Source organism: Flagellimonas zhangzhouensis, assembly GCF_900102925.1.
In the GTDB taxonomy this organism is placed as follows: domain Bacteria; phylum Bacteroidota; class Bacteroidia; order Flavobacteriales; family Flavobacteriaceae; genus Flagellimonas; species Flagellimonas zhangzhouensis.
In genome coordinates this window covers 1,267,708-1,293,408 of sequence record NZ_FNKI01000002.1, presented here as the reverse complement: position 1 = coordinate 1,293,408, position 25,701 = coordinate 1,267,708, and the positions used below count along the sequence as shown (strand labels likewise).

23 protein-coding genes are annotated in these 25,701 nt (G+C 39.3%); 9 read left to right on the top strand and 14 right to left on the bottom strand.

Annotated features, from left to right (window positions below; all coding sequences use genetic code 11):
* Positions 1 to 69: 69 nt before the first annotated feature.
* The 3 genes from BLQ18_RS12775 to BLQ18_RS12765 all read right to left on the bottom strand — a co-directional run bounded on the left by BLQ18_RS12775 (position 70) and on the right by BLQ18_RS12765 (position 4,244).
* Complete coding sequence (locus BLQ18_RS12775) at positions 70 to 1,851, bottom strand: tetratricopeptide repeat protein (protein WP_139150396.1); 1,782 nt, start codon at positions 1,849 to 1,851, stop codon at positions 70 to 72.
* A 109-nt stretch (positions 1,852 to 1,960) separates the two neighbouring features.
* The gene (locus BLQ18_RS12770; protein ID WP_090296842.1) at positions 1,961 to 2,650 is read right to left on the bottom strand and encodes an SGNH/GDSL hydrolase family protein; all 690 of its coding nucleotides are present in this window, start codon (positions 2,648 to 2,650) and stop codon (positions 1,961 to 1,963) included.
* 109 nt (positions 2,651 to 2,759) lie between these two features.
* Entirely contained in the window at positions 2,760 to 4,244 is a 1,485-nt protein-coding gene (locus BLQ18_RS12765; RefSeq protein WP_090296838.1) for a S10 family peptidase, read from the bottom strand.
* A 144-nt stretch (positions 4,245 to 4,388) separates the two neighbouring features.
* On the opposite strand from BLQ18_RS12765, the gene BLQ18_RS12760 reads away from it, so the two are divergent.
* Positions 4,389 to 5,528, top strand: coding sequence for a Gfo/Idh/MocA family protein (locus BLQ18_RS12760; protein ID WP_090296835.1), 1,140 nt, complete (start codon positions 4,389 to 4,391; stop codon positions 5,526 to 5,528).
* 12 nt (positions 5,529 to 5,540) lie between these two features.
* On the opposite strand, the gene BLQ18_RS12755 is transcribed toward BLQ18_RS12760, so the two are convergent.
* The 3 genes from BLQ18_RS12755 to BLQ18_RS12745 form a co-directional block, all read right to left on the bottom strand.
* Positions 5,541 to 7,340 carry a serine hydrolase gene (locus tag BLQ18_RS12755; protein ID WP_090296831.1) on the bottom strand — a complete coding sequence of 600 codons (1,800 nt, stop codon included), beginning with the start codon at positions 7,338 to 7,340 and terminating at the stop codon, positions 5,541 to 5,543.
* A 114-nt stretch (positions 7,341 to 7,454) separates the two neighbouring features.
* Positions 7,455 to 8,219: a TIGR02757 family protein gene (locus tag BLQ18_RS12750; RefSeq protein ID WP_090297605.1), complete on the bottom strand. Its 765-nt coding sequence runs from the start codon at positions 8,217 to 8,219 to the stop codon at positions 7,455 to 7,457.
* Position 8,220: 1 nt separating this feature from the next.
* Positions 8,221 to 8,889: an ABC transporter ATP-binding protein gene (locus BLQ18_RS12745; protein ID WP_090296826.1), complete on the bottom strand. Its 669-nt coding sequence runs from the start codon at positions 8,887 to 8,889 to the stop codon at positions 8,221 to 8,223.
* A gap of 143 nt (positions 8,890 to 9,032) precedes the next feature.
* On the opposite strand from BLQ18_RS12745, the gene msrA reads away from it, so the two are divergent.
* The 3 genes from msrA to BLQ18_RS12730 are packed head-to-tail and all read left to right on the top strand — an operon-like array spanning position 9,033 to position 10,519.
* Positions 9,033 to 9,596, top strand: coding sequence for a peptide-methionine (S)-S-oxide reductase MsrA (msrA, locus tag BLQ18_RS12740; protein WP_090296821.1), 564 nt, complete (start codon positions 9,033 to 9,035; stop codon positions 9,594 to 9,596).
* Positions 9,583 to 10,182: a GTP cyclohydrolase I FolE gene (folE, locus tag BLQ18_RS12735; RefSeq protein WP_090296816.1), complete on the top strand. Its 600-nt coding sequence runs from the start codon at positions 9,583 to 9,585 to the stop codon at positions 10,180 to 10,182. The genes msrA and folE overlap by 14 nt, the downstream gene beginning before the upstream one ends.
* A 40-nt stretch (positions 10,183 to 10,222) precedes the next feature.
* The gene (locus BLQ18_RS12730; protein ID WP_090296813.1) at positions 10,223 to 10,519 is read left to right on the top strand and encodes a hypothetical protein; all 297 of its coding nucleotides are present in this window, start codon (positions 10,223 to 10,225) and stop codon (positions 10,517 to 10,519) included.
* A gap of 154 nt (positions 10,520 to 10,673) precedes the next feature.
* On the opposite strand, the gene BLQ18_RS12725 is transcribed toward BLQ18_RS12730, so the two are convergent.
* From BLQ18_RS12725 to BLQ18_RS12690, 8 genes are all read right to left on the bottom strand, one after another.
* A complete protein-coding gene (locus BLQ18_RS12725) occupies positions 10,674 to 12,935 on the bottom strand; it encodes a TonB-dependent receptor (protein WP_175443759.1) in 2,262 nt (753 codons plus the stop codon).
* Between the two features lie 39 nt (positions 12,936 to 12,974).
* A complete protein-coding gene (locus BLQ18_RS12720; protein ID WP_090296810.1) occupies positions 12,975 to 13,313 on the bottom strand; it encodes a hypothetical protein in 339 nt (112 codons plus the stop codon).
* A gap of 54 nt (positions 13,314 to 13,367) precedes the next feature.
* Positions 13,368 to 13,883 carry a DUF6787 family protein gene (locus BLQ18_RS12715; RefSeq protein ID WP_090296807.1) on the bottom strand — a complete coding sequence of 172 codons (516 nt, stop codon included), beginning with the start codon at positions 13,881 to 13,883 and terminating at the stop codon, positions 13,368 to 13,370.
* Positions 13,884 to 13,916: 33 nt separating this feature from the next.
* Complete coding sequence (locus tag BLQ18_RS12710; RefSeq protein ID WP_090296802.1) at positions 13,917 to 14,375, bottom strand: DUF6146 family protein; 459 nt, start codon at positions 14,373 to 14,375, stop codon at positions 13,917 to 13,919.
* Positions 14,376 to 14,444: 69 nt separating this feature from the next.
* Positions 14,445 to 15,086 (bottom strand): DUF937 domain-containing protein, encoded by a 642-nt coding sequence (locus BLQ18_RS12705; RefSeq protein WP_090296798.1) that lies wholly within the window; start codon positions 15,084 to 15,086, stop codon positions 14,445 to 14,447.
* 78 nt (positions 15,087 to 15,164) lie between these two features.
* A complete protein-coding gene (locus tag BLQ18_RS12700; protein ID WP_090296794.1) occupies positions 15,165 to 16,118 on the bottom strand; it encodes a D-2-hydroxyacid dehydrogenase in 954 nt (317 codons plus the stop codon).
* 5 nt (positions 16,119 to 16,123) lie between these two features.
* Positions 16,124 to 17,188 carry a 3-phosphoserine/phosphohydroxythreonine transaminase gene (gene serC, locus BLQ18_RS12695; protein ID WP_090296790.1) on the bottom strand — a complete coding sequence of 355 codons (1,065 nt, stop codon included), beginning with the start codon at positions 17,186 to 17,188 and terminating at the stop codon, positions 16,124 to 16,126.
* A gap of 71 nt (positions 17,189 to 17,259) precedes the next feature.
* Positions 17,260 to 18,276 (bottom strand): acyl-CoA reductase, encoded by a 1,017-nt coding sequence (locus BLQ18_RS12690; RefSeq protein WP_417935108.1) that lies wholly within the window; start codon positions 18,274 to 18,276, stop codon positions 17,260 to 17,262.
* 106 nt (positions 18,277 to 18,382) lie between these two features.
* On the opposite strand from BLQ18_RS12690, the gene BLQ18_RS12685 reads away from it, so the two are divergent.
* From BLQ18_RS12685 to BLQ18_RS12665, 5 genes are all read left to right on the top strand, one after another.
* Positions 18,383 to 18,733, top strand: a complete 351-nt coding sequence (locus BLQ18_RS12685; RefSeq protein ID WP_090296783.1) for a 4Fe-4S dicluster domain-containing protein — start codon at positions 18,383 to 18,385, stop codon at positions 18,731 to 18,733.
* A gap of 235 nt (positions 18,734 to 18,968) precedes the next feature.
* A complete protein-coding gene (gene ychF, locus BLQ18_RS12680; RefSeq protein ID WP_090296779.1) occupies positions 18,969 to 20,063 on the top strand; it encodes a redox-regulated ATPase YchF in 1,095 nt (364 codons plus the stop codon).
* Between the two features lie 67 nt (positions 20,064 to 20,130).
* Positions 20,131 to 21,027 (top strand): DMT family transporter, encoded by an 897-nt coding sequence (locus BLQ18_RS12675; RefSeq protein WP_090296775.1) that lies wholly within the window; start codon positions 20,131 to 20,133, stop codon positions 21,025 to 21,027.
* A gap of 108 nt (positions 21,028 to 21,135) precedes the next feature.
* Entirely contained in the window at positions 21,136 to 22,995 is a 1,860-nt protein-coding gene (locus tag BLQ18_RS12670) for a DNA topoisomerase IV subunit B (RefSeq protein ID WP_090296769.1), read from the top strand.
* Between the two features lie 24 nt (positions 22,996 to 23,019).
* Positions 23,020 to 25,647 (top strand): DNA gyrase/topoisomerase IV subunit A, encoded by a 2,628-nt coding sequence (locus tag BLQ18_RS12665; protein WP_090296766.1) that lies wholly within the window; start codon positions 23,020 to 23,022, stop codon positions 25,645 to 25,647.
* Positions 25,648 to 25,701: the final 54 nt, after the last annotated feature.

Below are 25,701 nucleotides of genomic sequence, written 5' to 3'. Positions count from 1 at the left end.
AAAAGGTTTTGTTGTTTACCTATTAGGCATAAGTTTAAAACTTACATTGTAAGGTGGGGCCGTAAGTTTTTAAAAAATCCAGTCGTGGGGCACTTCTGGGGTATAACTGCAATAACTTCCCGTTTTAATGGAAAGCGTTAAATGTTTTGCCAATTGCGGATGCGATTTTTCAATTTTTTTAATCGTATTTCGAATTCGCCATGTTACCGCTGCCCTTGCTTTTTCAATGGACGAGCCAGTCTTTCTTATTTTATTGGAAAGTCCAACGGTTTGTGATAATTGCTCCGAAAATAACTCTAATTCTTCACGAAGCGCATCTGCTTTTTCATAGAGTCCTATCTCTTCAGCATCAGCAATAGCCACTTGTAATTTTTGTGCTTGTTGCTTGTATGCTGTTTTGGCTTTTTCATCAATCAATGGAGTTCCACTTTCAATTAAAACGCTTCCCATGAGGTCCGTGCAATGGAAATCCTTTTCAGGTTCTTGAAGTAATTGAGCAATATCATGCAACCCTTTACAATCCTTTAAGGTTGTGGTTTGGTTGGCATATTGAATCTCCCAAAACTCCCCATTTTGAATAAAACTTCCAGATTGGGCTATTTTATTTAAACTTGGAATTGGATTGGATTTTAACAAAGTCCCTCCTGAGAAATGATTCCAAAAAGGTTCTAATTGGGTTTTGTTCTTATAAGGATTTACAACCTGTTGCCATTCCACGGCTTCTTTGTCGGTAGCTGCTTTTCCTTTGTTGATGTTCTTTTGGAAATAGCCTTTATAGAGTTTCCAATATTCATTCATTTTATCGAACTGCCCTAAATGAAAGCAAATTGCGGAAAGAAAGGCCGTAAAATCGGTCCAGATTCCTTGATTGGAAACTTTTTCGCCAATTGCCAATGCTTTTTCAAATTCCCCCTTTTCAAAATAAACGAGCATTCCTGCCAACAAATAAGCCTCAGGTTGCAATGGATTTAAATTCCTTGCCTTATTGTACAATTGTTCGGCTTCCTCCAGATACCCTAACCACACAAAACAATTGGAAATCAAAATCAGGTTGTCAGCATCACTTGGATTCATGCGAAGCGATTTGCGTAGCACATGTTCTGATTTTTCATATTCTCCTAAATAAGCAAAGGTGCGTCCTAAAACAGAAAGGGAGACATAATCGTTTTCATCCAACTCAATGGCTTTTAACGCATTTTCATGGGCACCTTGTTGACTCAAATTCCAGCGGTCCCACAATTGGCAACTCCATTCATTAAAATAGGAAAGTGAAATTCCCGTGTATGCCCTAGCAAAGTTCGGATTGATTTTTAAGGCGTTTTCAAAGTAATTGCGGGCCTTTAAATCGCTTTCAATCGTTCCTTTTTTTATTTCATCCATCCCCAACAACCAATTTTCATAGGCGGCTAGTTCTACGGATTCCTTTTTATAGGAATAGGATAGGAGGTCGTGTTTTATCTGTTGTTGCAAGACACTCACCATTTGTTGGGTGATGGTATCTTGGGTATTTAGAATGGAATCCATGGTTTCGTCATGGTTACCCGCAAAAACAATTTTATTGTCTTTGGAACGCACCAATTGCACACTGATTCTGAATCCTTTAGGGGTAGTTCTAAAACTTCCTGTAATGAGATAATCCGTTCCTAATTTTGCAATATTTTCGGAATCATAAATATCTTGAATGCCAATACTTGAGTACTGTGAGATGACGGACAGCCCTATAAACTTGGAGAAATTTATTATGAGGTCGTCCGTAAACCCTTTTATTATTGGACTGATGTTTTCGTTGACACCAATAATTTGAAAGGGTAAAACTGCTAAAGTAGTTTCCCTGTTTTGAATAAGTTCCACGTTGATTTGATTGATGGGACTAAGATACAAAACAATGCTATATGGCTGATGTTCAATGTGTCAATGCCCAAAAAGTTTGTGCAACGGTGAAAATTAGTTATTGGAAATGTTATTTCAACGCTTGCTGAATGCTTTCGTTGACCATTTTTTCCATGATTTTGTAACCCTCTTTGGTCACATGCACTTCATCGGTGGTCAATTCGGTAGGTAATCCATTTCTATCGTCTGCCATTGCGGCAAAATAATCTAAATAAATGGCTCCTTTTTTAGCAGCAACCTCTTTTAGAAGCTCATTGAGTTTTGGAATCTTAATATTAGGATTCAATCCTGGTCTCCAAGGATAATCGTAAGCAGGTAATACGGAACAAACAATGGGTTTAATGTTGTTGGCGTTGGCCAATTCTACCATACCGAGGATGTTATCTCGAATTTGTTCCAAGGTCATAGGGCCTGTATTTCCAGCAATATCGTTGGTGCCAGCCAATATTACCACTACTTTGGGTTGCAGATTAATCACATCTTGACGAAAGCGCAATAGCATTTGCGGAGTGGTTTGTCCGCCAATGCCACGATTCACATAATTGTTTTCGGTAAAGAAATCTGGGTTGGCACCGCCCCACATTTCGGTAATGGAATTGCCCATAAAAACCACTCTGTTTTCATCAGGAGCAGGGGAGGAAAGTTCCATGTTTGCTTTTGCGTATTTTTCCAAATTGGGCCAATCTTGGGCCATGGTTTTTGAGGTAATTGTAAATCCTAAAAATGAGAGCATTATCCATAGGATGCTTTGTTTGTTCATAATGTGCAGTTTGGATAAAAATAGGAATTAAAATACAACTGAATGAAATAAAAAAGCGGCGTGATTCATATAATCACACCGCTTTAAAAGCTTTTATAAAACTATATTTCTAGTATTTCGCGCTTTTCCCGTTGGCTTGGGTTCTTAAAATAAACGCTCTAATATCTTCGTTGGCTGTTTTTAAATCTTCTTTTCTCAAATACATCATGTGTCCAGAACGGTATCCTTTCCAATCAAATCTATCTTTCATTTTACCGCTTGGGTCAACTTGAGACATAGTGTATTTGGCTGCAAAATATGTACAGGCTCCATCATAATAACCAGACTGTACCAAAACGTTCAAATAAGGATTTTGTGCCATGGCTTGACGTAGATCATCACGTACGCTGTCGTTACTATCATCCCAAGGGTGAACTGGGCCGAACATATTGTATTTAATGTCGGTTTTAAAGTCCAATTCCTCTTGCAAGTAATAGTTGATGGCAGGTGTAAAACTGTGCAACCAAGAAGTTAACTCAGGAGAATAATCAGGTCTTGTCCCAAACAATTGCTTATCGATACCTAAATAACGGCTATCCAAACGACCAATAGTGTATCCACCATCTTCTTTCAACAAAGCTTTCCAGAAAAATTGGGTAGGAACGTCCAAGTTATGATCAATGATGTCTTTGGCATCCAAGCCAGAATAACGTGCCATTTTATCGGCAATCGCTTTACGTTCCGCATCAGGGATAAAACCACCTTTTGCAATGGCAGGCAATAATTCTTCAATGGTAAATTTTTCTACTTCTGGCAATACCTCTAAAAGGTCTTTGCTTTGCAAATCGGAAGGAAGTTTCTTGTGGTGCCAAGCTGTTGCAGCATAATACGGCATGTTCAAGGCGCTGGAAACGGGGTCGTTGTCTCTAAAAACTTTGTAATCGGCAGGGGAAACCATAATCACCCCGTTCAAGTACATCCATTGTTGGTTTTGTAGCGCCAAGGAAAGTCCCATTACACGGGTACCTCCGTAACTTTCACCCACAATATATTTTGGAGAGTTCCAACGGTTGTTTCTTGTTACGAAAGTGTTCAACCACTCAGATAAATACTTTGTATCGGCATTGATTCCGAAGAACTTTTTGCGATCCACATCTTTCCCTGTTTCAGGAATTGTTCTTGAGTATCCCGTGTTTACTGGGTTTACGTAAACAATATCGGTAACGTCCAATACGGAATATGGGTTTTCTTTCACCCCATAAGGTTGAACAGGATATCCCTCATCATCAATTTTAAGGATTCTAGGACCAGTGTACGCCAAGTGCATCCAAACGGAACCTGAACCAGGACCACCGTTGAAAGAAATCAACAAAGGTCTGGAAGATCTATCCTTTACACCATTTTTAGTGTAGTAGGTGTAATGAAGCGTGGCAATTGGTTTTCCCAATTCATCCCAAACAGGTTGCATACCAGTAACTGCGGTATAATCAATTCGAGAACCATTAATGGTCACAGCATGTTGGGAGGTAATGGTTGTGTCAACGGGGATTTTTCGTTCTTGGGCAAACACAAGGGTCGTGCAAAGGGACAACCCCAGGAATAATAATTTTTTCATTTTTTTTGGTTGAATTAGTCTAGACCTTAAAAGTAAGAATTTTGGAATGGCTTAAACTGTTAAAAGAATTGTAAATGCTTCAATAAATTCAAGTTTAGGTGATTATCCTTAATTTTAAATGAAAACTCACTAAATCCTAAGGCCATGAACAAAATATCCAGAAGAAACTTTAATAGTATAACTGTCAAAGGCATTGGTGGTGCCGCCATTCTATCTGCAACTCCATTTGCCTGTGCGTTAGGTGCAAATCAAGATAAAAAAAGTTTGGGCATTGCCTTGGTTGGACTTGGGAGTTATAGCACCTATCAATTGGCTCCAGCGTTGCAGGATACCCAACATTGTCATTTGGCTGGAATTGTGACGGGGACGCCAGAAAAGGAGAAAATCTGGGCTGACAAGTACAATATTTCATCCAAAAATATTTACAACTATAAGAATTTTGATGAGATCTCTAATAACCCTGATATCGATGCCATTTATGTGGTGTTGCCCAATAGTATGCATGCCGAATTTTGTATTCGTGCAGCCAAAGCAGGAAAGCATGTGATTTGTGAAAAACCTATGGCCGTTAGTGTTGAGGAGTGTGATGCCATCATCAATGCCTGCAAGGAGGCAGGAGTGAAATTAGGAATGGGATATCGTTTGCAGTCAGAACCATATACGCAACAAGTGAAGCGGTTTGTTAAGGAAAAAACCTTTGGCGATATCAATTTTGTGTCAGCGGATGCAGCGTATCGCTCTGGAGGAAATCCTGACCAATGGCGATTGAATAAGGCCTTATCTGGTGGTGGAGCCTTGATGAACATGGGCGTTTATGCTATTCAAAGTGCCATTTATGGAACAGGTGAAAATCCTATTTCGGTTTCAGCCCAAGAATTTAGTACACGCCCTGAATATTTTAAAGAAACGGATGAAACCATTACCGCGCAATTTGAGTTCCCTAGTGGAGCAATTGGTAATATTTCTACCTCTCATAATTTCAATGCAAATGCCATGTATGTTTCAGGAACATCAGGTTGGTTTAGATTAAACCCAGCAAACAATTATGGACCATTGAGCGGAGAAACGTCAAAAGGTGATGTGCTTAAATTTCCACACGAGAGCCAACAAAAACTTCAAATGGACGATTTTGCCAAACATGTTTTATTTGATGAACCCAACATAGCCCCAGGCGAAATGGGTAAACGTGATATGATGATTGTCGAGGCCATTTATGAATCCATAGCCAAAGGTGGACAGAAAATTGCATTGGATTTTGAACCTGAATTTGGGTTTGGGGGATAGCCTTAGATTTTGTTACTTCCTCGTAGCTACAAAAGTTCCATTGGGTTGAATCAAAACTAATTCTTTCATCATATCATTATCCAAGGTTCTAAATTTAGTCTTGAATCCCTCCAGTCCTTTTATATTGAAACCATCTTCACCTGTAGCCAACAGATTATATTCTGGCTGGCCAGGGACAAACATATATAGTCCTTCACCCTTAATGTAGACTTTAATTTCTATTCCAGTAAGCTCATATGTTCCTTCGTATTTTTTCAATTCAGACACATCAATATCCAGTGCTTTGGGTTCTCTTTTGAATTCAATCGGATGGTCTAAAGAGGGTTCCACATTTATGTTCACGGAAGAGATATCGCCAGAATTGTTGGTAGAAAAATTGAATTTCACAGGGAGTTCATCAAATTCTTCAATACCTGTAGATGTTACTTCCAAAGGTTCAAAAATGTCATAATACTTATGTTTTAAATAAAATTTGATCAACTTAAAATGCGCAAAAAGTGAATCGGATTCTTTTGTGATTTCAAAACGACCATACCCTTGATTTTCATAATATCCTGTATAAGCACTTAGGTCATGGCTGGGTGTTGTATTTATTATTTCAGTGGAATCGGATGCCTTTTTTGCAGCTTCGGAAGCTTTTTGTTGTTTCTCCTTTAAATCGTTGAACCAAGCCACCCAATCTCCCTTTTTTTCATTTAACATTCGGTCCGCAACCGTATTTCTGACCATGGAGGGAACTCTTGAGCCATTTTGGTTGGTCAATACCACTATCCCGAGACTATCTGTGGGATAAAAAGCCACACTGGCTGAAAATCCATCTATATTTCCGCCATGTTCCACACGATAATGCCCTCGGTATGAACTGATCATCCAACCATACCCATAATTGGATAAAAATAAATCTGGATTTTCGTCACTAGGGAATCCAGAAGAAATAACGGACTGGGAGCTCATGGCTTCATTCATATAATTTTCAGGAAGTATGGTCGAATCTTTGAATTTTCCATTGTTGATCCAAACTTTTAACCAATTGGCCATTTCAGATACACTGCTGTTAATACTTCCTGCAGGTGCCATGGCAGCAATGCGGTAATAATCCATTTTTCGGGTGATGCTGTCTTTGTAATATTCATAACCCAAGGCGGCATTTTCGCTATTTTCCAATTCTTTGATGGACACATTGGAACGATTCATTTGTAACGGTCTAAAAAAACGTTCTTGTATATTTTCTTCCCATGATTTTCCTGTGATTCGTTCCGCGATAACACCTTGCAGCAAGAACATAAAATTGTTGTAATGCCATTTTTGACGTAACCCAGTAAATGGTTCTTGATATTGAATTCTTTGGACCAAACTATCGCGATTAAAAGTAGGGAAGAGGTACCAGGAACCATCGTGTCTAGGAATTCCTGTTTGATGGCTCATTAAATCCCTGATATTTATATTGCCATTTAATTGGTTGTTATAAAATCGAAGTTCAGGAATATATTCGATGGGGCTATCGTTAAAAGTTAAAGCCTCGTTGTTTCGAAGTTGACCCAAAATTGCACTGGTAAATGCCTTGGAAGAGGAACCAATGGCCAACAAGGTGTTTTCGTCCATTGGAATTTTATTTTCAACATCCCTATATCCAAAGCCCTTCGCATAAATAGTTTTATCGCCCTCAACTATAGCAACAGCAAAACCAGGAGCATGTGTGGCTTCTAAAATATCTTCAAATACTTTTTCAATATTTTTTAATCGTTTATCCGTTTGTGAAAATCCTAAGGTGACACAAAGCAATAAAATTGCCAAAAGAGATTGGTTTTTCATAGATTGGTAAAATTATGGTTATGTTTAGTCCGATTAAGATACTATTTTAATGGGCTAAAAGGCAGATTCTTAGGCTGAAAATGAATTTTGATTTACGTATCTAAGAGAAAACTATTAAAACCTTTCAAAAACCCCCAAACCAAAAAGGGCAAAATCGTATTTCACGGGATCGGTAGGGTCCAATTTTCGTAGGTTTTTATCCAATTCAGATAATGCTTTAGCATCGTTTTGTTTGCGCTTCAGCAATTTAAGTTTGCGAGCCACATTTCCTGAATGCACGTCTAATGGACAGGAAAGTTTAGCTGTTTCGATGTCTTTCCATATGCCAAAATCTACTCCTGTACTATTGTCACGAACCATCCAACGTAAAAACATGTTAATGCGTTTTGCGGCCGAACCTTTATTGGGGTCGGAAACGTGCTTTTTGGTTCTGTTTTGGTGAGGCAATTCAAAAAATACTTCCTTGAATTTGGATATGGAAGGTTGCATGGAATCCTTGGTCTGATGATCTGTGAAGACTGTTTCCAATCCACCATGATTTTTATAGATATTTTGCAAGCTAGTTACAAAGTAACCCAAATCAATCCCATTAAAAGTGCGGTGTACAAAAGGGGAGAGGGACTCTAAATCTTCCTCAGAATGGCTCATCACAAAATCATAGGGTGAGTTGCCCATCAACACCATTAATTTTGTGGCGTTATTAATGATGCTTTTTCTGTTTCCCCACGCAATGGTAGAAGTTAAAAAGGCACTGATTTCAATATCTTCTTTTTGAGAAAATAAGTGTGGAATCTGCAAGGGGTCGTCCTCCAAAAATTTGGGATTGTTATACTCCTGCACTTTGGCATCCAAAAATTCTTTGAGCTCCGCTTTGGTCATATCAATCCTTGGAAACAATCACACCATCTACCATGGTCAATTTTCTGTCGGCCATATCGGCCAATTCCCGATTATGGGTCACCAAAACAAAGGTTTGTCCGAATTCATCCCGCAATTGAAAAAACAGTTTATGTAGATTGTCTGCACTTTCAGAATCCAAATTTCCACTGGGCTCATCGGCAAAAACCACGGAGGGATTGTTCATAAGGCTACGTGCAACAGCTACGCGCTGTTGTTCCCCTCCTGAAAGCGCATTTGGCTTGTGGTGATAACGGTCTTTCAATCCTAAAAAGTCCAATAATTCTTTAGCTCGGGTTTCTGCTTCGGCTTTAGGTGTTTTTTTAATAAAAGCTGGGATGCAAACATTTTCCAAGGCCGTAAACTCAGGCAATAACTGATGGAATTGAAAGATAAATCCAATATGCTCATTCCTGAACTTGGCCAAACTTTTGTCATTCAGTTGGGTTGTATTGATTTCATTGATCAACAAGGTGCTTTCAGCGGTGTTTGATGGACTGTCCAAAGTACCCAAAATTTGCAATAGGGTGGTTTTTCCTGCTCCTGAGGCCCCTACAATGGACACCACTTCGCCTTTTTTTATTTCAAGGTCAACGCCTTTTAAAACTTTAAGATCTCCGTAACTTTTCTGAATGTTTGTGGCCTTAATCATAAATACAACTTCGCTGGTCGAAGATAATCATTACTGTTATATCGCAAAGATTGTATTTTCTGAATATAAATTCGACTAAGCAAATGATAAATATTAGTTAGAATTAATTTTCTCAATCAAATATTGTTTAACTTTGATTAATAATGAATAAACAAAATAGCACACAATTGGAAACCGCAATTTTCGCTGGCGGATGTTTTTGGTGTACCGAAGCAGTTTTTCAACGACTCAATGGAGTAGAGGAAGTTCTTCCAGGGTATACAGGAGGAACGATAAAAAATCCAGCGTATCGTGAAATATGTACTGGAAGAACTGGTCATGCTGAGGGGATTAAAATCACTTTTAACCCTGAAAAAGTTAGTTATACGGAATTGTTGGAGGTGTTTTTTGCAACCCACGATCCCACAACGTTGAATAGACAAGGGAATGATGTGGGAACTCAATACAGAAGTGAAATATTTTATACTTCAGAACAACAAAAACAATGGGCAGAGGAATTCATTGCATTGTTGGAAAAAGAAGGCATCTTTGCATCACCAATTGTTACTGCTATTTCGGAGGAAAAGCCATTTTATTTGGCGGAGGAGGAACATCAAAATTATTATAACGATCACAGGCAACAACCATATTGCCAAGTTATTATAGATCCAAAAATCAAAAAGTTAAACACTTACTTTTCAAATAAAATACAGCATGGCACCTTATAGACAGCTTGAGGAATACAATATGGAAATCACCAATGAGGTGAAGGAGCATTTCGCCAATATTATGAACGATATTGGGGAGGATGTGGAGCGTGAGGGACTTATAAAAACCCCCGAACGTGCTGCCAAAGCTATGCTTTATTTGACCCAAGGTTACAAACAGAATGCCGAGGAAATATTAAGAGGCGCCATGTTTGCGGAAAGCTACGACGACATGGTCATTATCAAGGATATTGAACTGTATTCCCTTTGTGAGCATCATATGTTGCCGTTTTTCGGAAAGGCCCACGTCGCTTACATCCCCAACGGTCATATTGTGGGCTTGAGCAAAATTCCTCGTGTGGTTGATGTTTTTGCAAGAAGATTACAGGTTCAGGAGCGCTTAACACACGATATTTTGGAATGCATCAACAATACTTTAAAACCCAAAGGGGTTGCCGTGGTTATTGAAGCCGCCCATATGTGCATGATGATGCGTGGGGTACAAAAACAAAACTCCGTGACCACAACATCAGGATTTAGAGGGCAATTTGAAAAAATTGAAACCCGAAATGAATTCTTAAAGCTCATCAGTGCCGATTTATCATAAGTGATTTTTCCAAGTCGGTGGGAATTCCTATTTTTCATTCATGACAAAAGAGAAAGACGATAAATACCGTAATCTTTTATTGGGGTTATTGTTTGATGGTATTGGGATGATTTCCTTTATCATTCCAGGTATCGGGGAGTTTTCTGATGTAATTTGGGCTCCCGTTGCAGGATGGCTTATGACTCGACTGTACAAGGGAAGGGTAGGGCAAGCTGCAGGTATGATCGCTTTTACCGAAGAGCTTATTCCTGGTTTGGATGTGATTCCAACTTTTACTTTGACTTGGATTTACACCTATCTTTTGAGCAAGAAAAAAGGTCAACCTAAAAAAGATTGACCTTGAAATTTATAGTGTTAGTTCGAGTGTTTCCGACGAAAATGTATCGAGAACTGTTTACTGAATTCAAAATTCTTATTCTCGATACAATTTATTCGATTCACTCATAAATTACTCGAATTGACGAGTTTTCAATTATTAACAATCATTAATTCTACAACGGAACACTCAAATTCAAAGAGATATTTCTTCCAATATTGGATATTCCATCTGCTTTTAAACGTGATAAATGAGAAATATAGTCCTTGTCAAAAATGTTGTTCCCTGTAATGGAATAGCCCACCTTTTGATTGAAGATTTTCATATCACCACCAACACCAATATTAAATAAGTTGTAGCGAGACGTAGGGGTTTCAAACTCTGCCACCTTGTTTTGGTCAAAATTGGTTTGAACCGTTACGAAGGCATAGCATTTATAATCTTGGTTTCTTTTTTTCCATTCTACCCTAAATGTGTTTGTCCAACGGTTGGCAGGAATCAAAGGTAAATTGGTATTGTCGTCCAATTCTCCAAAAACAATATCGTAGCTACTCTCTAAATGCAACCAATCAATTGGGTGTGGGTGCAAATGGAACCCAAATTCACCACCGTATAAAATCGCATTTTGTTGTTGAAAATCGTAAACAGGGTCCAAATCCCTAAATTCTCCTTTTGGCTCTAAATAAATGTAATCGTTTACAATATTGTAGAACGTATTCACGTAAGCTTCCACATGTTTGTTGGCATATTCAAAAGCCAAATCAATTTGAAAGTTTTGCTCGCTATCCAAATCTTGATTTCCGATTTCCACACGATTGGCGCCACTGTGCAATCCGTTTGAAGATAATTCAGATAGGTTAGGAGCTCTAAATCCAGTAGCCAAATTTAAACGCCCCATAATATTTTGGGTCAAATCCATTCGGTAGCCAACAGCGGCATTAAAACTGCTGAAATTTTTATCCAAAGCAGGAATGTATTCTTCGTCGCCCTCGATTCCACTTGCTTCACCATTTAAAGATCTAATATCATAACGCAGTCCCAATTGAAGGTCGCTTTTATCAAAATGTATATGAGATGTGGCCAATACCCCAAAATCGTTGGTTATGGCATCTGGCACCAATACTTCTTCCCCAAAATTCTCATTTTTTTGGTGCATTCCCTGAATGCCGAAGATGGTGGTCATTTTACCCCAATGTGGGTTAAACTGAATGTTGTAATTAAACGTACTCAAACGCATATCCAAGGCTGCACCTTCTTCTTCCTCATGTTCTTCTTCTTCGTGCACTTCACCTTCTTCCTCCTCATGATGATGCTCTTCAAATTCCTTTCGATTGTTAATGGTGTATCCGAAAGTTGCATCCAAACTCGATTTTTTGAAAAAGAAACTGTTCTTGGAACTTATAATATGGGTTGAAAGCTCTTGATAGGGTTCCAATGGCTCCCTGTCGTTATTTTGAACACCGATTTCTTCGGGAATTCCTAGTTCTGAAGCATTATAGTTATATCGAAGTTCTGTTTTAAACTTGGATGCTTGGTAAGCCAAACCTGTTTTTAAGTCGGCTTCGTTAAATCTTGAATTGGTTACACTGGTTCCATTTCCAGTTTCATAATCGGCATTGGAAGCATAGGCTCCACGAACCAAAAACTTAAGTTTTTCACCAGAAGTTTTAAATCCTGCATTGGCATTGTACCCTAAAGTATTGGTAAAATACCTCATGTTTACATCGCCCGAAGTTTCTCCTGAGGTTTCAAATTTCTCAGGATTCAAATAAAGAACACCTCCAAGCGCATCTGAACCATACAACAAAGATGCTGGCCCTTTGATTACTTCTACGCTAGAAATACCTGCGTCGTTTATTCCAAGTCCGTGTTCCCCGCCGTATTGTTGATTTTCCAGTCTAACTCCTTGGGTATAGACCAAAACACGATTAAAACTCAATCCCCGAATCACAGGTTTCCCGATTCCCACACCTGTGGATACAGAAGACACCCCAGGAATGTTCGTAATTCCTTCCGAAAGTGTAATTCCACCTTGCTGTTTGAGTTCTTCCATGGATTTTTGCTCCACTTTCATCACATTTTCACGTTGTAATTTGTGGAAAGGGGTGGAAAGTACTACTTCATCCATTTCTATAGCCGAAGCTACCATTTGGTAATCAAAATTGTTGGTGCCTGATGCAATTTCAAAAGTGGCAGAATAGGTTTCAAAACCTATATAAGAAATCACCAATTTATAATTGCCTTCTGGTAAGTTTTTTAAGGTGAAATGACCAGTTTCATCAGTAACGGTACCATTTTCCAATTGGGGAATGTAAACGGAAACTTGCTCCAAAGGTGCACCACTATCGGCATCGGTGATGGTTCCTGTAATTGTATTTTGTGCGAATATAGATAAAGGTATCAATGCAAAAAGCATTGAAAAATAAAGTTGTTTCATTGTAAAAATTAAAAGGTTTAAAAAATTAAAATCCGATAATTAAGAAACAACTGGGGGACCCCGAAGAGCGTGGTACGAAAATTTATGGGGTTTAAAAGAAGAAATGTAAAATTCGGTTTGAAGTGCCAAATGAGGTGCTTCAACAGTTACATTTTCAAAAACAGGGGAGAAAAGGACCTTGGAGGCCAGATTGAAATCATGAAAGTCGCAATCCAAATCTCCATCATGAATGTGTATAGTGCCTTGGGCAACACATTGTTTTTCCGAATTATGCTCATAAATGGCATGTCCTAATTTTATAACCGAGGGAGCAAGTATCCCAATGGCTAAAATCAGGGATAGAAAAAAGGTGGTTTTTTTGTGGAGGATTGAGGTCATCTCCTGCAAATGTAACCAACACACACGGATTTATTGTGTTAAGGAAAACTTAAACTAAGGCAACAAAAAGCCCAATCCCATACGTTTCAGCATTTTTTTCTCAAAAGCCCAGAAGAATTTAAACTGACCGAACACCCAACCAATGCATACCAATAAGACTTGGTAAATGGGAAAAATCATTAATATTCTGCAAGTCCAATAGATGGCTTTGGGTACATTTTCATCATCCAATCCAATCCAATGCACCAAAGGCCCTGCTAATTTTCCAGCTAGACTCCCTGTAATGGCAAAAACGATGAAAATGGCGATCATTTCCCATTTTTCGTTCACCACCCATTTGTTTTCCAGCTTTTTAAAACACCAGATAAAGAATTTAATCAACCCATAAAAGATGGAAATACTAACAGTTCCCGTAAAAATCCATTCAGCAGCAGTGTTGTTCATCCCAAAAGCATGAAGTAACCTTCGAGCGATCGTGTACGCCGTCAAAAATGTAAGGAACGCTCCTAAAAAAGGAAAAAGAAGCTGCCAATTCTTTGAGATTTCCCAACGGGCTTTAATTTTCTGCATGCGAACCTATTAAATGGCTGCAAAAATAGCACATTATATTCTAGGTAGAAAAGGACCTAAGCGTTGATTGTATTTTCTTTGGAAATAAATAAAGTAATTGTAGAGTTTATAATTCACCTCGTAGCCATAATCAATATTTGGGTCGTAATTGATCTGCATCTCATATAAGTTGGGATTGAAACGGATGGGGTCCAACACTCTTTGGTTCCAATTCAGAACCAAAACAGCATTTCGGTTTTCCAAATACGATTGCGAATAATACCCCTCTGGACGAGCTATGGAGTTTAACCAAGTGTAAAATCCAGGTTCTATGATAATGATTTCGTATTCGGTTTCTTCATCGGATATTTCGACAGGTTCATCATCATCAGAATTAAATAGTGCTTTTTCATCTTCTGAAATAGCAACGGTCTCCTTTTGTGCAGAACAGGAATTGAATAAAAGCATTAAAACAAGAACAAATACAGTAGGGGCTAAAAGTTTCTTTTTCATGAATATAAGTTACAAAAAAAAGCCACTTGAAGATTCAAATGGCTTTGTTAAACTATGTGTAAAGCGATGTTATTTTCCAAATAGACCACCGAGCATTCCTCCGAGGCCACTACTTTTTTGTCCATCACTATTTAATACCATACCTGCCAAATCATCGATTACACTTCCATCACCATCACTATCCAAAAAGGATTCAACCAATGATTGTTGTTTTGCAGCAGCTTTATCTCCACCCATGAGTCCACCTAAAAGGCCATTTAAACCATCAGGTGTGTTTACCGATTGTTGTTTGGTTTGTTTCCCCAAATATCCCAATAGGATAGGGGCCGCTATTTTAAGAATTTGGGCGACAGTACCCGCATCAATTCCTGATTTGCTACTCAATGCATTTTCTACCTGAGGTTGTTTTGCTCCAAGAATATGGCCCAAAATTCCAGCTCCATCATCCATTACATTTTGGTCTACACCACCTCCGAACAATCCGCCAAGATCATCTAAAATTCCACCATCATGTTTAGATGAAAGTGCATCCATCAAACCTTGTGCTCCACCTGGAGTGGTTGTGTTTTTTTTCATGGCACCCATTAATAAGGGCATGGCCATACTCAATACATCGGCGGTTTTGCTCTCGTCTTGCCCCGTTTGGCCAGCTACTCCGCTCACCAATTGTTGTCCCATTGGGCTATTCAATAAATCTAGTAATCCTGACATTTTATTTTCAGTTAAGGTTAGAGGGTCAAGGTACGAAAAAAGTAGTGTTTAAAGGCTCTTTGGCACTTTGAAAATCGGCTATTTTAGCAATTTAATAACCTTGTTGGCCAGTTCCACTCCAATTCGTTCTTGGGCTTCTTTGGTAGATGCACCAATGTGTGGTGATAAAGAGATTTTTGGGTTCATCAGGATTTGAATTTCTGGAGTAGGTTCTGATTCGAACACATCCAACCCTGCAAAAGCAAGATGGTCGGAATCCAAAGCTTCCACCAAAGCAACTTCGTCCAATACGCCGCCGCGGGAAGTATTGATGATTCCAGCTCCTTTTTTCATCATTTCAAACTCTTTTTTACCAAGCACATAGGAATCTTGAGCAGGTACATGAATGGTAACAAAATCAGCTTCTTTTAAAACGGTTTCAAAATCTGACGCTTTCAAATCAAAACTAATGGATTGTCCATCAAAAAAAGGAACCTCTAGGGTGATGTCAGTAACATGATGGTCCGTAAAAATTACTTTCATGCCCAATGCGTAGGCCATTTTTGCCACAGCTTGACCAATGCGACCAAATCCAATAATGCCCAGTGTTTTTCCACGTAGTTCAATCCCACCTGCATAGCTTTTTTTCAGGGCTTTGAATTGACTATCGCCATCCAAGGGCATATTTCGGTTAGCATCGTGTAAAAAACGAGCAGCACCAAAAAGATGAGCAAAAACAAGTTCAACAACAGAGTCAACCGCAGCTTCAGGGGTATTGATTACTTGAATCCCCATTGCTTTGGCATATTCCACTTCAATATTGTCCATTCCGACACCACCACGGCCAATCAATTTAAGGTTGGGACAAGCGTCAATGATTTTTTTGGAAACTTCGGTGGCACTGCGGACTAAAAGTCCATCTATGTTGTTTTTGTTGATGTAATTAGCGAGCTGTTCCTGGGCAACACGGGTGTTTTTAACTTCGAAACCTTCTTTTTCAAGCAAATCTATTCCTGCTTGAGCAATTCCGTCGTTAGCTAATATTTTCGTCATTAAGTTTATCCTTTCTTTTCCAATTCACTCATAATATCCACCAATACACCAACACTTTCCAAAGGAAGTGCGTTGTACATGGAGGCTCTATACCCACCCACTGAACGGTGACCATTAATTCCACTAATGCCAGCTTCTTTGCACATGGCATCGAAAACATCTTTTAGTTCATCATCGGTGATATTAAAAGTGGCATTCATTATGGAACGGTCTTCTTTGGCTGCAAATCCAGAGAAAACAGGGTTGAGTTCGATTTCAGAATAAATAAGATTGGCTTTACGCTCATTGATTTCCTCGATAGCAGCAATTCCACCTAAATCTTTCAGCCACTTCATGGTCAACATGGAAACATACACAGCAAATACAGGAGGGGTGTTGAACATGCTATCCTTACTCACATGCACCGAATAATCGAGCATGGATGGAATGATATGGGAAACCTTACCCAAAATTTCTTCTTTTACCACCACCAAAGTTGCTCCTGCGGGTCCCATATTTTTTTGCGCCCCTGCATAAATCAAATCAAACTTGGAAAAATCCAATTGTCTTGAAAAAATATCGGAGCTCATATCGCAAACCAATGGCACATCAGTTTCTGGAAACTCCTTGATTTGCGTACCATAAATGGTATTGTTCGAGGTAAGGTGCAAATAATCCAAATCGGACGGAATGCTGTATCCCTTTGGGATATACTTGAAATTATCTTCTTGGGAAGAGGCAACTTCCACAACTTCACCGAACAGTCGGGCTTCTTTTATGGCTTTTTGACTCCAAGTTCCTGTGTTTACGTATCCAGCCTTTTTGTCCAGCAGGTTATAAGCAGTCATTAAAAATTGCATACTGGCGCCACCTTGAAGAAATATGGCTTGATACCCTTTGCCCTCCAAGCCTAAAAGTTCCAAAGCAAGTGAGCGGGCCTTTTCCATGATGGCCACAAACTCTTTGCTGCGGTGGGAAATTTCTATAAGTGAAAGTCCAATGCCATCGAGTTCTACGACAGCTTCGGAGGCCTTTTGCAATACCTCTTTGGGTAAAATACAAGGTCCAGCGCTAAAATTGTGCATTTTCATAGTGATGATTTGAAAGGTAAAGGTCTAAAAATTTCTTGGATGATAAAACGAAAGTTGAGCAATGAATTTATTTACAATTGAAGCAGAAATTCTAGAGTGTCAACTCCATCTGCGTAGTCGTTTAATTTTGGTTTTTGGGTAGCCCCGAAAGGCACATCCCCTTTAGCGGAAACAACACATTGTATTTCCTCTTCCATTACATTCAATTGTTTTCTTAAATCTGATTCATCTTCGTAGTAGGTGTAGAATAAAGCCGAAATAGGCGAGGAGAGGCTTTCATCTTCTTTGAGCACCAAAAATCCGTTGTCCAAAATTTTGAATTCACTCATTAAATACACCGCTTTATTGTAGTCGTAATTGTTGGCGTATTTATGTTCGTTGATGATATCCTTAAATTCAAAAATGGCATTAAAGAACGGTTCAAAATCATAATCCTTGGGCACAAAAATCTTGGAAACATTTCGGCATCCCAGTCCGTAATAGCGGAAAATATCTTCACCCAAAGCCATCAATTCTTCTTTGGTTTCATTGCCAGTTAAGATGGCCACCGAATTTCGGTTTTTACGAATGATATTGGGTTTCTTCCCAAAATAATATTCAAAATAGCGACTGGTATTGTTGCTTCCTGTGGCGATTACGGCATCAAAATCTTCCATCTTACCCTCTACAAAGGTGATGGAATCTTTAAGGGCTGGTTCTTGTTCAACCAAATATTTTGTTAGAAAAGGAAGCAATATCTTATCGTTGGAAGATAATTTGGCCAACACCCTATTTCCTGATAACAATACACAGATAAAATCATGAAAACCTACCAAAGGAATATTACCCGCCATCACAATTCCGATGGTTTTAGGGGCTGCTACGGGTTGAATGTCATATTTGGACAACCATTCAGTCAGGTTTTCTTCGGTCAAGGCATCTCCCCATTGTTGTAAAGAAAATAAGATGTTTTCCCTGGTAAACCAACCGTTATGCTGCTCTGCACTGTAGATGGCCTGCATCAATCCATCATCAGGATTTCCGTCTGTGGAGTGATAATTTTCACAAAAATCCCTGAGATAATTTCCGAGTTTAACAAAAGCTGCCATGGTTTGCATATGCGACCTCATTATATTTGTTCACTAATTTAGTAGGGTTTATTTTTGTCAAAAGTAAGCATGCTGAAAAGAATCAGCTTAATAAGGAAAAGAAAATATGGCAATAATTATAACGGATGAATGCATAAACTGCGGTGCTTGCGAGCCAGAGTGCCCAAACACAGCGATTTATGAAGGTGCGGATGATTGGAGATACAGTGATGGAACTTCGTTAACTGGCAATGTGGTTTTGCCGAACGGTAAAGACGTTGATGCCGATGAGGCCCAAGAGCCTGTGAGCGACGAACTTTATTATATCGTTCCTGATAAATGTACAGAGTGTAAAGGATTCCATGAGGAGCCACAATGTGCGGCAGTATGCCCTGTTGATTGTTGCGTTCCCGATGAGGACCATGAAGAAACAGAAGAAGAACTTTTGGGAAAACAGAGGTTCATGCACCCTGAATAGGGCATAAAAAACATGTAATTTAGCCCCGAATTTAAGTTCGGGGTTTTTTTATGCAAAAAGAAGAAAAAGAATATAGGGGTGTTTGGAAGCAGATAGGATGCATATTGTCTTTGGTGGCCATTTTTGGCATGATTGGACTAATAATCATGGGGCTTTATTTATTGATTCAAGGGTATTAGCACCGAGTACCAAAACTTCAACTTATATTTGCACCCTCAAAACACAAATTTATTAGATGAAAGCTGGTATTGTAGGATTGCCGAACGTAGGAAAATCAACATTGTTCAACTGTTTGTCCAATGCAAAGGCACAAAGTGCCAACTTCCCTTTTTGTACCATTGAGCCCAATATTGGTGTGGTAAATGTGCCCGACACTCGTTTGGAAAAATTGGAAGAATTGGTGAATCCTGAAAGAGTGATTCCTGCTACCGTAGAAATTGTGGATATTGCTGGTTTGGTAAAAGGAGCGAGCAAAGGTGAGGGATTGGGAAACCAGTTTTTGGGAAATATCCGTGAAACCGATGCTATTCTTCACGTATTGCGTTGTTTTGATAATGATAATGTGGTGCACGTTGATGGTTCTGTAGATCCAATTCGCGATAAGGAAACAATTGATATGGAGTTGCAGTTGAAAGATTTGGAAAGCGTGGAAAAAAAGCTTGACAAAGTGAAGCGTGCTGCCAAAACTGGAAATAAAGAAGCTCAAAAAGAAGAAGCTGTTTTGACCAAACTAAAAAATGGTTTGGAGGCTGGAACTTCAGTCCGTGCCATTGAACTTTCTGATGATGAGCGTATTGAGTTTGTAAAACCCATGCAACTGATTACGGATAAACCTGTAATGTATGTTTGTAATGTAGATGAAGCTGCTGCCGTAGAGGGCAATGCTTACGTAGAAAAGGTGAAAGAAACCGTTGCCAACGAAAATGCCGAAGTTATCTTTTTGGCCGTTGGGACAGAAGCAGATATCACAGAGTTGGAAACCTACGAAGAACGCCAAATGTTTTTGGAAGACCTTGGACTTTCCGAGCCAGGCTCAGCCAAATTGATTCGTGGCGCCTATAAACTATTGGATTTGGAAACGTATTTCACTGCAGGGGTAAAAGAGGTTCGTGCTTGGACCATTCATGTTGGTGCCACAGCTCCTCAAGCTGCTGGAGTCATCCACACAGACTTTGAAAAGGGATTCATCCGTGCCGAAGTAATTTCTTATAACGACTACATTCAATATGGTAGCGAAGCCAAGGTAAAAGAGGCTGGCCGTATGCGTGTAGAGGGCAAGGAATATGTGGTGAAAGATGGTGATGTGATGCACTTTAGGTTCAACGTGTAAGGGTTGAACGTTGTAATTCCAAATCATTTACTTTTCTAAAATTGTAGGTAGGGAGTAGCTTTATTCCATGTACAACAAAAGCTTAGGAATTTTTTACGGCATTCTGGGAGTAGTTTTATTCTCCTCAAAAGCTGTGATGGTAAAATTGGCGTATCAATATGAAGTAGATACGTTGGATTTACTGTTGTTCCGAATGCTGTTTTCGCTTCCTTTTTACATACTGATCTTATTTTTGATTCGTAAAAAGATACCAACGGTTAAAATCCAAGCAAAAGATTACGCTTGGTTGTTCGCTTTTGGTTTCATCGGATATTATTTAGCCAGTTATTTCGATTTTTTAGGGCTAAACTACATCAAAGCAGGGCTGGAGCGGATTATTTTGTTTGTGTATCCTACTATTGTGGTATTTCTCTCGTGGATTATTTTCAAACAGAAGATTTCTCGAGTTCAGTTTATTGCCATTCTCATAACCTATTTGGGCGTCCTTATTACGTTTTGGGATGAATTGGATGTAGCTGTAAATCAGGTTTTATGGGGAGGATTTTTAGTATTGTTGAGTGCCATTACCTATGCTTCGTATTTGGTGGGCAGTGGTTGGTTGATTCCCAAATTTGGAGTGTTGCGGTTTACCTGCTACGCTATGATAGTTTCTACCTTTTGCATCGTATTGCACTATGTATTTGATGGAGGTTGGGAATTTATGGATTACCCTTGGCCTGTCTACATCTACGGATTTGCCATGGCGATTATTGCCACTTTGATTCCATCCTTTTTGGTTTCCGCAGCCATTGAGCGTTTGGGAGCCTCGAATTTTTCCATTTTGGGAAGTTTGGGGCCGATTTCCACTATCTTATTGGCATTTGTCTTTTTAGATGAAAAATTGACCCTTTGGCAATTGTTGGGAATGGCGGTTGTGATTTTTGGGGTGACTTATCTTTCCATTAACAGAAAAAAACAAGCCTGAGAATCACTAATATTAACAATAAATCCGCGCTATTGTTGATTACTTTTTGCCCACATTACTTTTATTTTTGCCCCTAAATTTTATATTGCATGGATTAACCCAAAACTTATGGCAGATACCCAATATACTGAAGATAATATCCGATCGCTCGATTGGAAGGAGCATATTCGTATGCGTCCTGGAATGTATATTGGAAAATTGGGTGATGGTTCTTCCGCCGACGATGGAATTTACATCCTGTTAAAAGAGGTCATCGACAACTGTATCGATGAGTTTGTGATGGGTGCAGGAAAGACCATCGAAATCAACATCAAGGAAAATACGGTACATGTTCGCGATTACGGTCGTGGAATTCCTTTAGGAAAAGTAGTGGACGTAGTTTCCAAGATGAATACGGGTGGTAAGTACGATACCCGTGCCTTTAAAAAGTCTGTTGGTCTGAACGGGGTAGGTACAAAAGCTGTGAATGCCCTTTCCACCTATTTTCGAGTGGAATCCAACCGAGATGGACAATCCAAATCTGCAGAGTTTGAAACGGGAAACCTTACCAACGAAGAGCTATTGGAAGAATCTTCCAGAAGACGAGGCACCAAGGTAACCTTTGTTCCAGACGAGAGCATATTCAAAAAATATAAATATCGAAATGAGTATGTGGAACGCATGCTCAAAAACTATGTGTACCTAAATCCTGGATTAACCATTGTTTTTAATGGAGAAAAATTCTACTCCGAAAATGGTTTAAAGGATTTATTGGAAGACAACAATAACGAAGAGGATTTTCTTTATCCCATTATTCACTTAAAAGGGGATGATATTGAGGTCGCCATGACCCACAGCAAAACCCAATATAGTGAGGAGTACCACTCTTTTGTTAACGGACAGCATACCACACAAGGAGGTACGCACCAAGCCGCTTTCCGTGAAGCTGTGGTTAAAACCATTCGCGATTTCTACGGAAAAAATTACGATGCTTCCGATGTGCGCAAGTCTATTATCTCAGCTATTTCCATTAAAGTTATGGAACCCGTTTTTGAGAGTCAGACCAAAACTAAATTGGGTTCTACCGATATGGGCGGTAAACTTCCAACGGTTCGTACGTACATCAACGATTTTGTGGGAACCTATTTGGATAATTACCTACATAAAAATCCGCAGACTGCGGAAGCACTTCAACGAAAAATTGTTCAGGCGGAAAAGGAGCGTAAAGAACTTTCTGGAATTCGTAAATTGGCCAGAGAGCGCGCAAAAAAAGCAAGTCTGCACAATAAAAAACTTCGTGATTGTCGAGTGCATTTGCAGGATATGAAAAAGGACAGAAGATTGGAGTCTACCCTATTTATAACAGAGGGAGATTCGGCTTCAGGTTCCATTACCAAATCTCGGGATGTAAATACCCAGGCCGTATTCAGTCTTCGTGGTAAGCCTTTGAACTCTTATGGCATGTCCAAAAAGATTGTTTACGAGAACGAAGAATTCAATCTGTTGCAAGCAGCGCTCAACATTGAGGATTCCATGGAGGATTTGCGCTACAACAATATTGTAATTGCTACCGATGCCGATGTGGATGGGATGCACATTCGATTGCTGTTGATCACATTCTTCTTGCAATTTTTTCCAGAACTGATAAAAGAAAACCATTTATATATTCTTCAAACCCCATTATTTAGAGTGCGCAATAAAAAAGAAACCATTTATTGCTACAGTGATGAGGAAAAAAGAAACGCTATTGAAAAACTAACAGGTAAGGCAGAAATAACCCGATTTAAGGGATTGGGTGAAATTTCCCCCGATGAGTTCAAGCACTTTATTGGTGATGACATTCGTTTAGAGCCTGTAATGTTGGATAAAGCGATGAGTATTGATAATCTGTTGCAGTTCTACATGGGTAAAAACACGCCAGATAGACAGGAATTTATCATCAATAACCTTAAAGTAGAACTTGATTTAGTAGAAGAAAACCAACTATAAACCAAACTAATGCCTCCCTTCTAAATGGAAGAGAACGAAGAACTGAATGATGAAGGTTTAGAAAACCAAGAAGAACCCCAAGACAGTCTGGTAAAGGTTACTGGAATGTACAAGGATTGGTTTTTGGATTACGCATCCTATGTGATTTTGGAACGTGCTGTTCCCGCAATCGAAGACGGGTTCAAGCCTGTACAGCGTAGGATCATGCACTCCTTAAAAGAGTTGGACGATGGGCGCTACAACAAAGTGGCCAATGTTGTGGGGCATACCATGCAATACCACCCTCACGGTGATGCCAGTATTGCCGATGCCATGGTGCAGTTGGGGCAAAAAGACCTATTAATCGATACCCAAGGAAACTGGGGTAACATTCTTACAGGGGATGGCGCTGCAGCCTCACGATACATTGAGGCAAGACTTTCCAAATTTGCCCTTGAAGTAGTTTATAGTCCAAAAATTACAGAATGGCAACTTTCGTATGATGGCCGAAAGAAAGAGCCTGTAAATCTTCCAGTTAAATTCCCATTGTTGTTAGCGCAAGGGGCAGAGGGTATAGCGGTTGGACTTTCCACCAAAATTTTACCGCACAATTTCAATGAATTGATTGATGCCTCCATCAAACATTTGAGAGGTAAGCGCTTTACTTTATATCCAGATTTTCCAACCGCTGGAATTATAGATGTAAGCAATTACAATGAAGGAATGCGTGGTGGCAAAATTAGGGTAAGGGCCAAAATTTCAACCTTGGACAAAAACACCTTGGTGATCAACGAAATACCTTACGGAACCAATACTTCCTCTTTAATTGACTCCATCTTAAAGGCTAACGATAAGGGGAAAATCAAGATTAAAAAGATAGAGGATAACACAGCTGCTGAAGTTGAAATCTTGGTGCATCTGCCTACTGGAATTTCTCCAGACAAGACCATCGATGCCCTCTACGCCTTTACAGCTTGTGAATCATCCATTTCACCACTTGGTTGTGTTATTGAGGATAACAAACCATTGTTTATTGGGGTAAGTGAAATGCTGGAGCGCTCCACGGACAACACTGTAGAGTTACTTAAAGCAGAACTTGAAATCCAGCTAGGTGAATTAGAGGAGCAGTGGCATTTTGCTTCTTTGGAGCGCATTTTTATTGAAAATAGGATTTATCGTGATATTGAAGAGGAGGAAACTTGGGATGGTGTAATTTCTGCTATCGACAAAGGATTAAAACCTCATATCGGTCATTTAAAAAGAGAAGTGACCAAAGATGATATTGTTCGATTGACGGAGATTCGAATCAAGCGTATTTCCAAGTTCGATTTGGAAAAAGCGCAACAGTTAATAGAGGGTCTTGAAGAGAAAATTGCCCAGACCAAACACCATTTGGAGCATCTGGTGGATTTCGCCATTGACTACTTCAAAGAGCTTAAAAAGAAATACGGGCAAGGAAGAGAGCGTAAATCCGAGATCAAAGTATTTGATGATATCGAGGCCACTAAAGTGGTTATCCGAAACACCAAACTTTATGTAAATCGCGAAGAGGGTTTTATTGGAACCTCGCTAAAGCGCGACGAATATGTTACCGATTGCAGCGATATTGACGACATAATAGTCTTTACCCAAAAAGGGGAGATGATGGTCACTAAGGTAGACTCCAAAGTCTTTGTGGGTAAAAACATTATCCATGTGGCCGTCTTTAAGAAAAAGGACAAGCGAACTACATATAATATGGTGTACAAGTTGATGAAAGGTGGGCCTAGTTACATTAAACGTTTCAATGTAACCAGTATCACTCGTGATAAAATCTATCAACTCACAGGAGATAAAACTTCAGCAGAAGTACTTTATTTCTCTGCCAATCCAAATGGTGAGGCGGAGGTGATTACCATTTTGCTACGTCAGTCAGGAAGCATCAAAAAACTGAAATGGGATCTTGATTTCTCCGATGTCCTTATTAAAGGTAGAGCTTCCAAAGGAAATTTGGTTACCAAATATGCTATCAAACGTGTTGAACTCAAAGAAAAAGGCGTATCTACCCTTAAACCTAGAAAAATATGGTTCGATGATGTAGTAAGTCGCTTAAATGTTGATGGACGAGGAGAGTTATTGGGTGAGTTTAAAGGTGATGATATGCTTTTGGTCATTGAGCAAAAGGGTATCGTAAAAACCATTATTCCAGATTTGCTTACTCGTTTTAACGACGATATGATTGTTTTGGAGAAATGGAACCCGAACAAGCCCATTTCTGTGGTTCATTTTGAAGGAGAAAAAGAACGCTACTACCTGAAAAGGTTCGTTATTGAAAATCCAAGCAAGGAAGAAGTGGTAATTTCCGAAAGTGCAAAATCCCATTTGGAATTGGTTTCAACCGATTGGCGACCAAAATTGGAAATTGAGTTTATAAAACCACGTGGCAAGGACGCTAAACCCAATTTACAAGTGGATGTTGAAGAATTTATTACTGTAAAAGGTATTAAAGCACTAGGGAATCAGCTTACACCTGAAAAAGTAAAAAACATTAACTTATTGGACCCGTTACCTTACGATGAGCCAGAAGAACAACAAACAGAGGACATTGAAGTGGTAGATGAAGAGCAAATAGACAATTCAAATAACGATATAGGAACAAAGAATGATGGTAATGACCAAACCGCTTTGTTTTAATCCATTTTCTACCTATTTTGCCTCCGTCACAAAACTAAAGCAGACGCTTAACTT

Coding starts and splice junctions, on each gene's coding strand:
- BLQ18_RS12765 (WP_090296838.1), bottom strand. CDS start 4,244: ATGAAAAAATTATTATTCCTGGGGTTGTCCCTTTGCACGACCCTTGTG.
- BLQ18_RS12685 (WP_090296783.1), top strand. CDS start 18,383: ATGGCAATAATTATAACGGATGAATGCATAAACTGCGGTGCTTGCGAG.
- ychF (WP_090296779.1), top strand. CDS start 18,969: ATGAAAGCTGGTATTGTAGGATTGCCGAACGTAGGAAAATCAACATTG.
- BLQ18_RS12730 (WP_090296813.1), top strand. CDS start 10,223: ATGACAAAAGAGAAAGACGATAAATACCGTAATCTTTTATTGGGGTTA.
- BLQ18_RS12770 (WP_090296842.1), bottom strand. CDS start 2,650: ATGAACAAACAAAGCATCCTATGGATAATGCTCTCATTTTTAGGATTT.
- BLQ18_RS12670 (WP_090296769.1), top strand. CDS start 21,136: ATGGCAGATACCCAATATACTGAAGATAATATCCGATCGCTCGATTGG.
- serC (WP_090296790.1), bottom strand. CDS start 17,188: ATGAAAATGCACAATTTTAGCGCTGGACCTTGTATTTTACCCAAAGAG.
- BLQ18_RS12705 (WP_090296798.1), bottom strand. CDS start 15,086: ATGTCAGGATTACTAGATTTATTGAATAGCCCAATGGGACAACAATTG.
- BLQ18_RS12690 (WP_417935108.1), bottom strand. CDS start 18,276: ATGGCAGCTTTTGTTAAACTCGGAAATTATCTCAGGGATTTTTGTGAA.
- BLQ18_RS12715 (WP_090296807.1), bottom strand. CDS start 13,883: ATGCAGAAAATTAAAGCCCGTTGGGAAATCTCAAAGAATTGGCAGCTT.
- BLQ18_RS12675 (WP_090296775.1), top strand. CDS start 20,131: ATGTACAACAAAAGCTTAGGAATTTTTTACGGCATTCTGGGAGTAGTT.
- BLQ18_RS12760 (WP_090296835.1), top strand. CDS start 4,389: ATGAACAAAATATCCAGAAGAAACTTTAATAGTATAACTGTCAAAGGC.
- folE (WP_090296816.1), top strand. CDS start 9,583: ATGGCACCTTATAGACAGCTTGAGGAATACAATATGGAAATCACCAAT.
- msrA (WP_090296821.1), top strand. CDS start 9,033: ATGAATAAACAAAATAGCACACAATTGGAAACCGCAATTTTCGCTGGC.
- BLQ18_RS12745 (WP_090296826.1), bottom strand. CDS start 8,889: ATGATTAAGGCCACAAACATTCAGAAAAGTTACGGAGATCTTAAAGTT.
- BLQ18_RS12725 (WP_175443759.1), bottom strand. CDS start 12,935: ATGAAACAACTTTATTTTTCAATGCTTTTTGCATTGATACCTTTATCT.
- BLQ18_RS12750 (WP_090297605.1), bottom strand. CDS start 8,219: ATGACCAAAGCGGAGCTCAAAGAATTTTTGGATGCCAAAGTGCAGGAG.
- BLQ18_RS12755 (WP_090296831.1), bottom strand. CDS start 7,340: ATGAAAAACCAATCTCTTTTGGCAATTTTATTGCTTTGTGTCACCTTA.
- BLQ18_RS12710 (WP_090296802.1), bottom strand. CDS start 14,375: ATGAAAAAGAAACTTTTAGCCCCTACTGTATTTGTTCTTGTTTTAATG.
- BLQ18_RS12720 (WP_090296810.1), bottom strand. CDS start 13,313: ATGACCTCAATCCTCCACAAAAAAACCACCTTTTTTCTATCCCTGATT.
- BLQ18_RS12700 (WP_090296794.1), bottom strand. CDS start 16,118: ATGACGAAAATATTAGCTAACGACGGAATTGCTCAAGCAGGAATAGAT.
- BLQ18_RS12665 (WP_090296766.1), top strand. CDS start 23,020: ATGGAAGAGAACGAAGAACTGAATGATGAAGGTTTAGAAAACCAAGAA.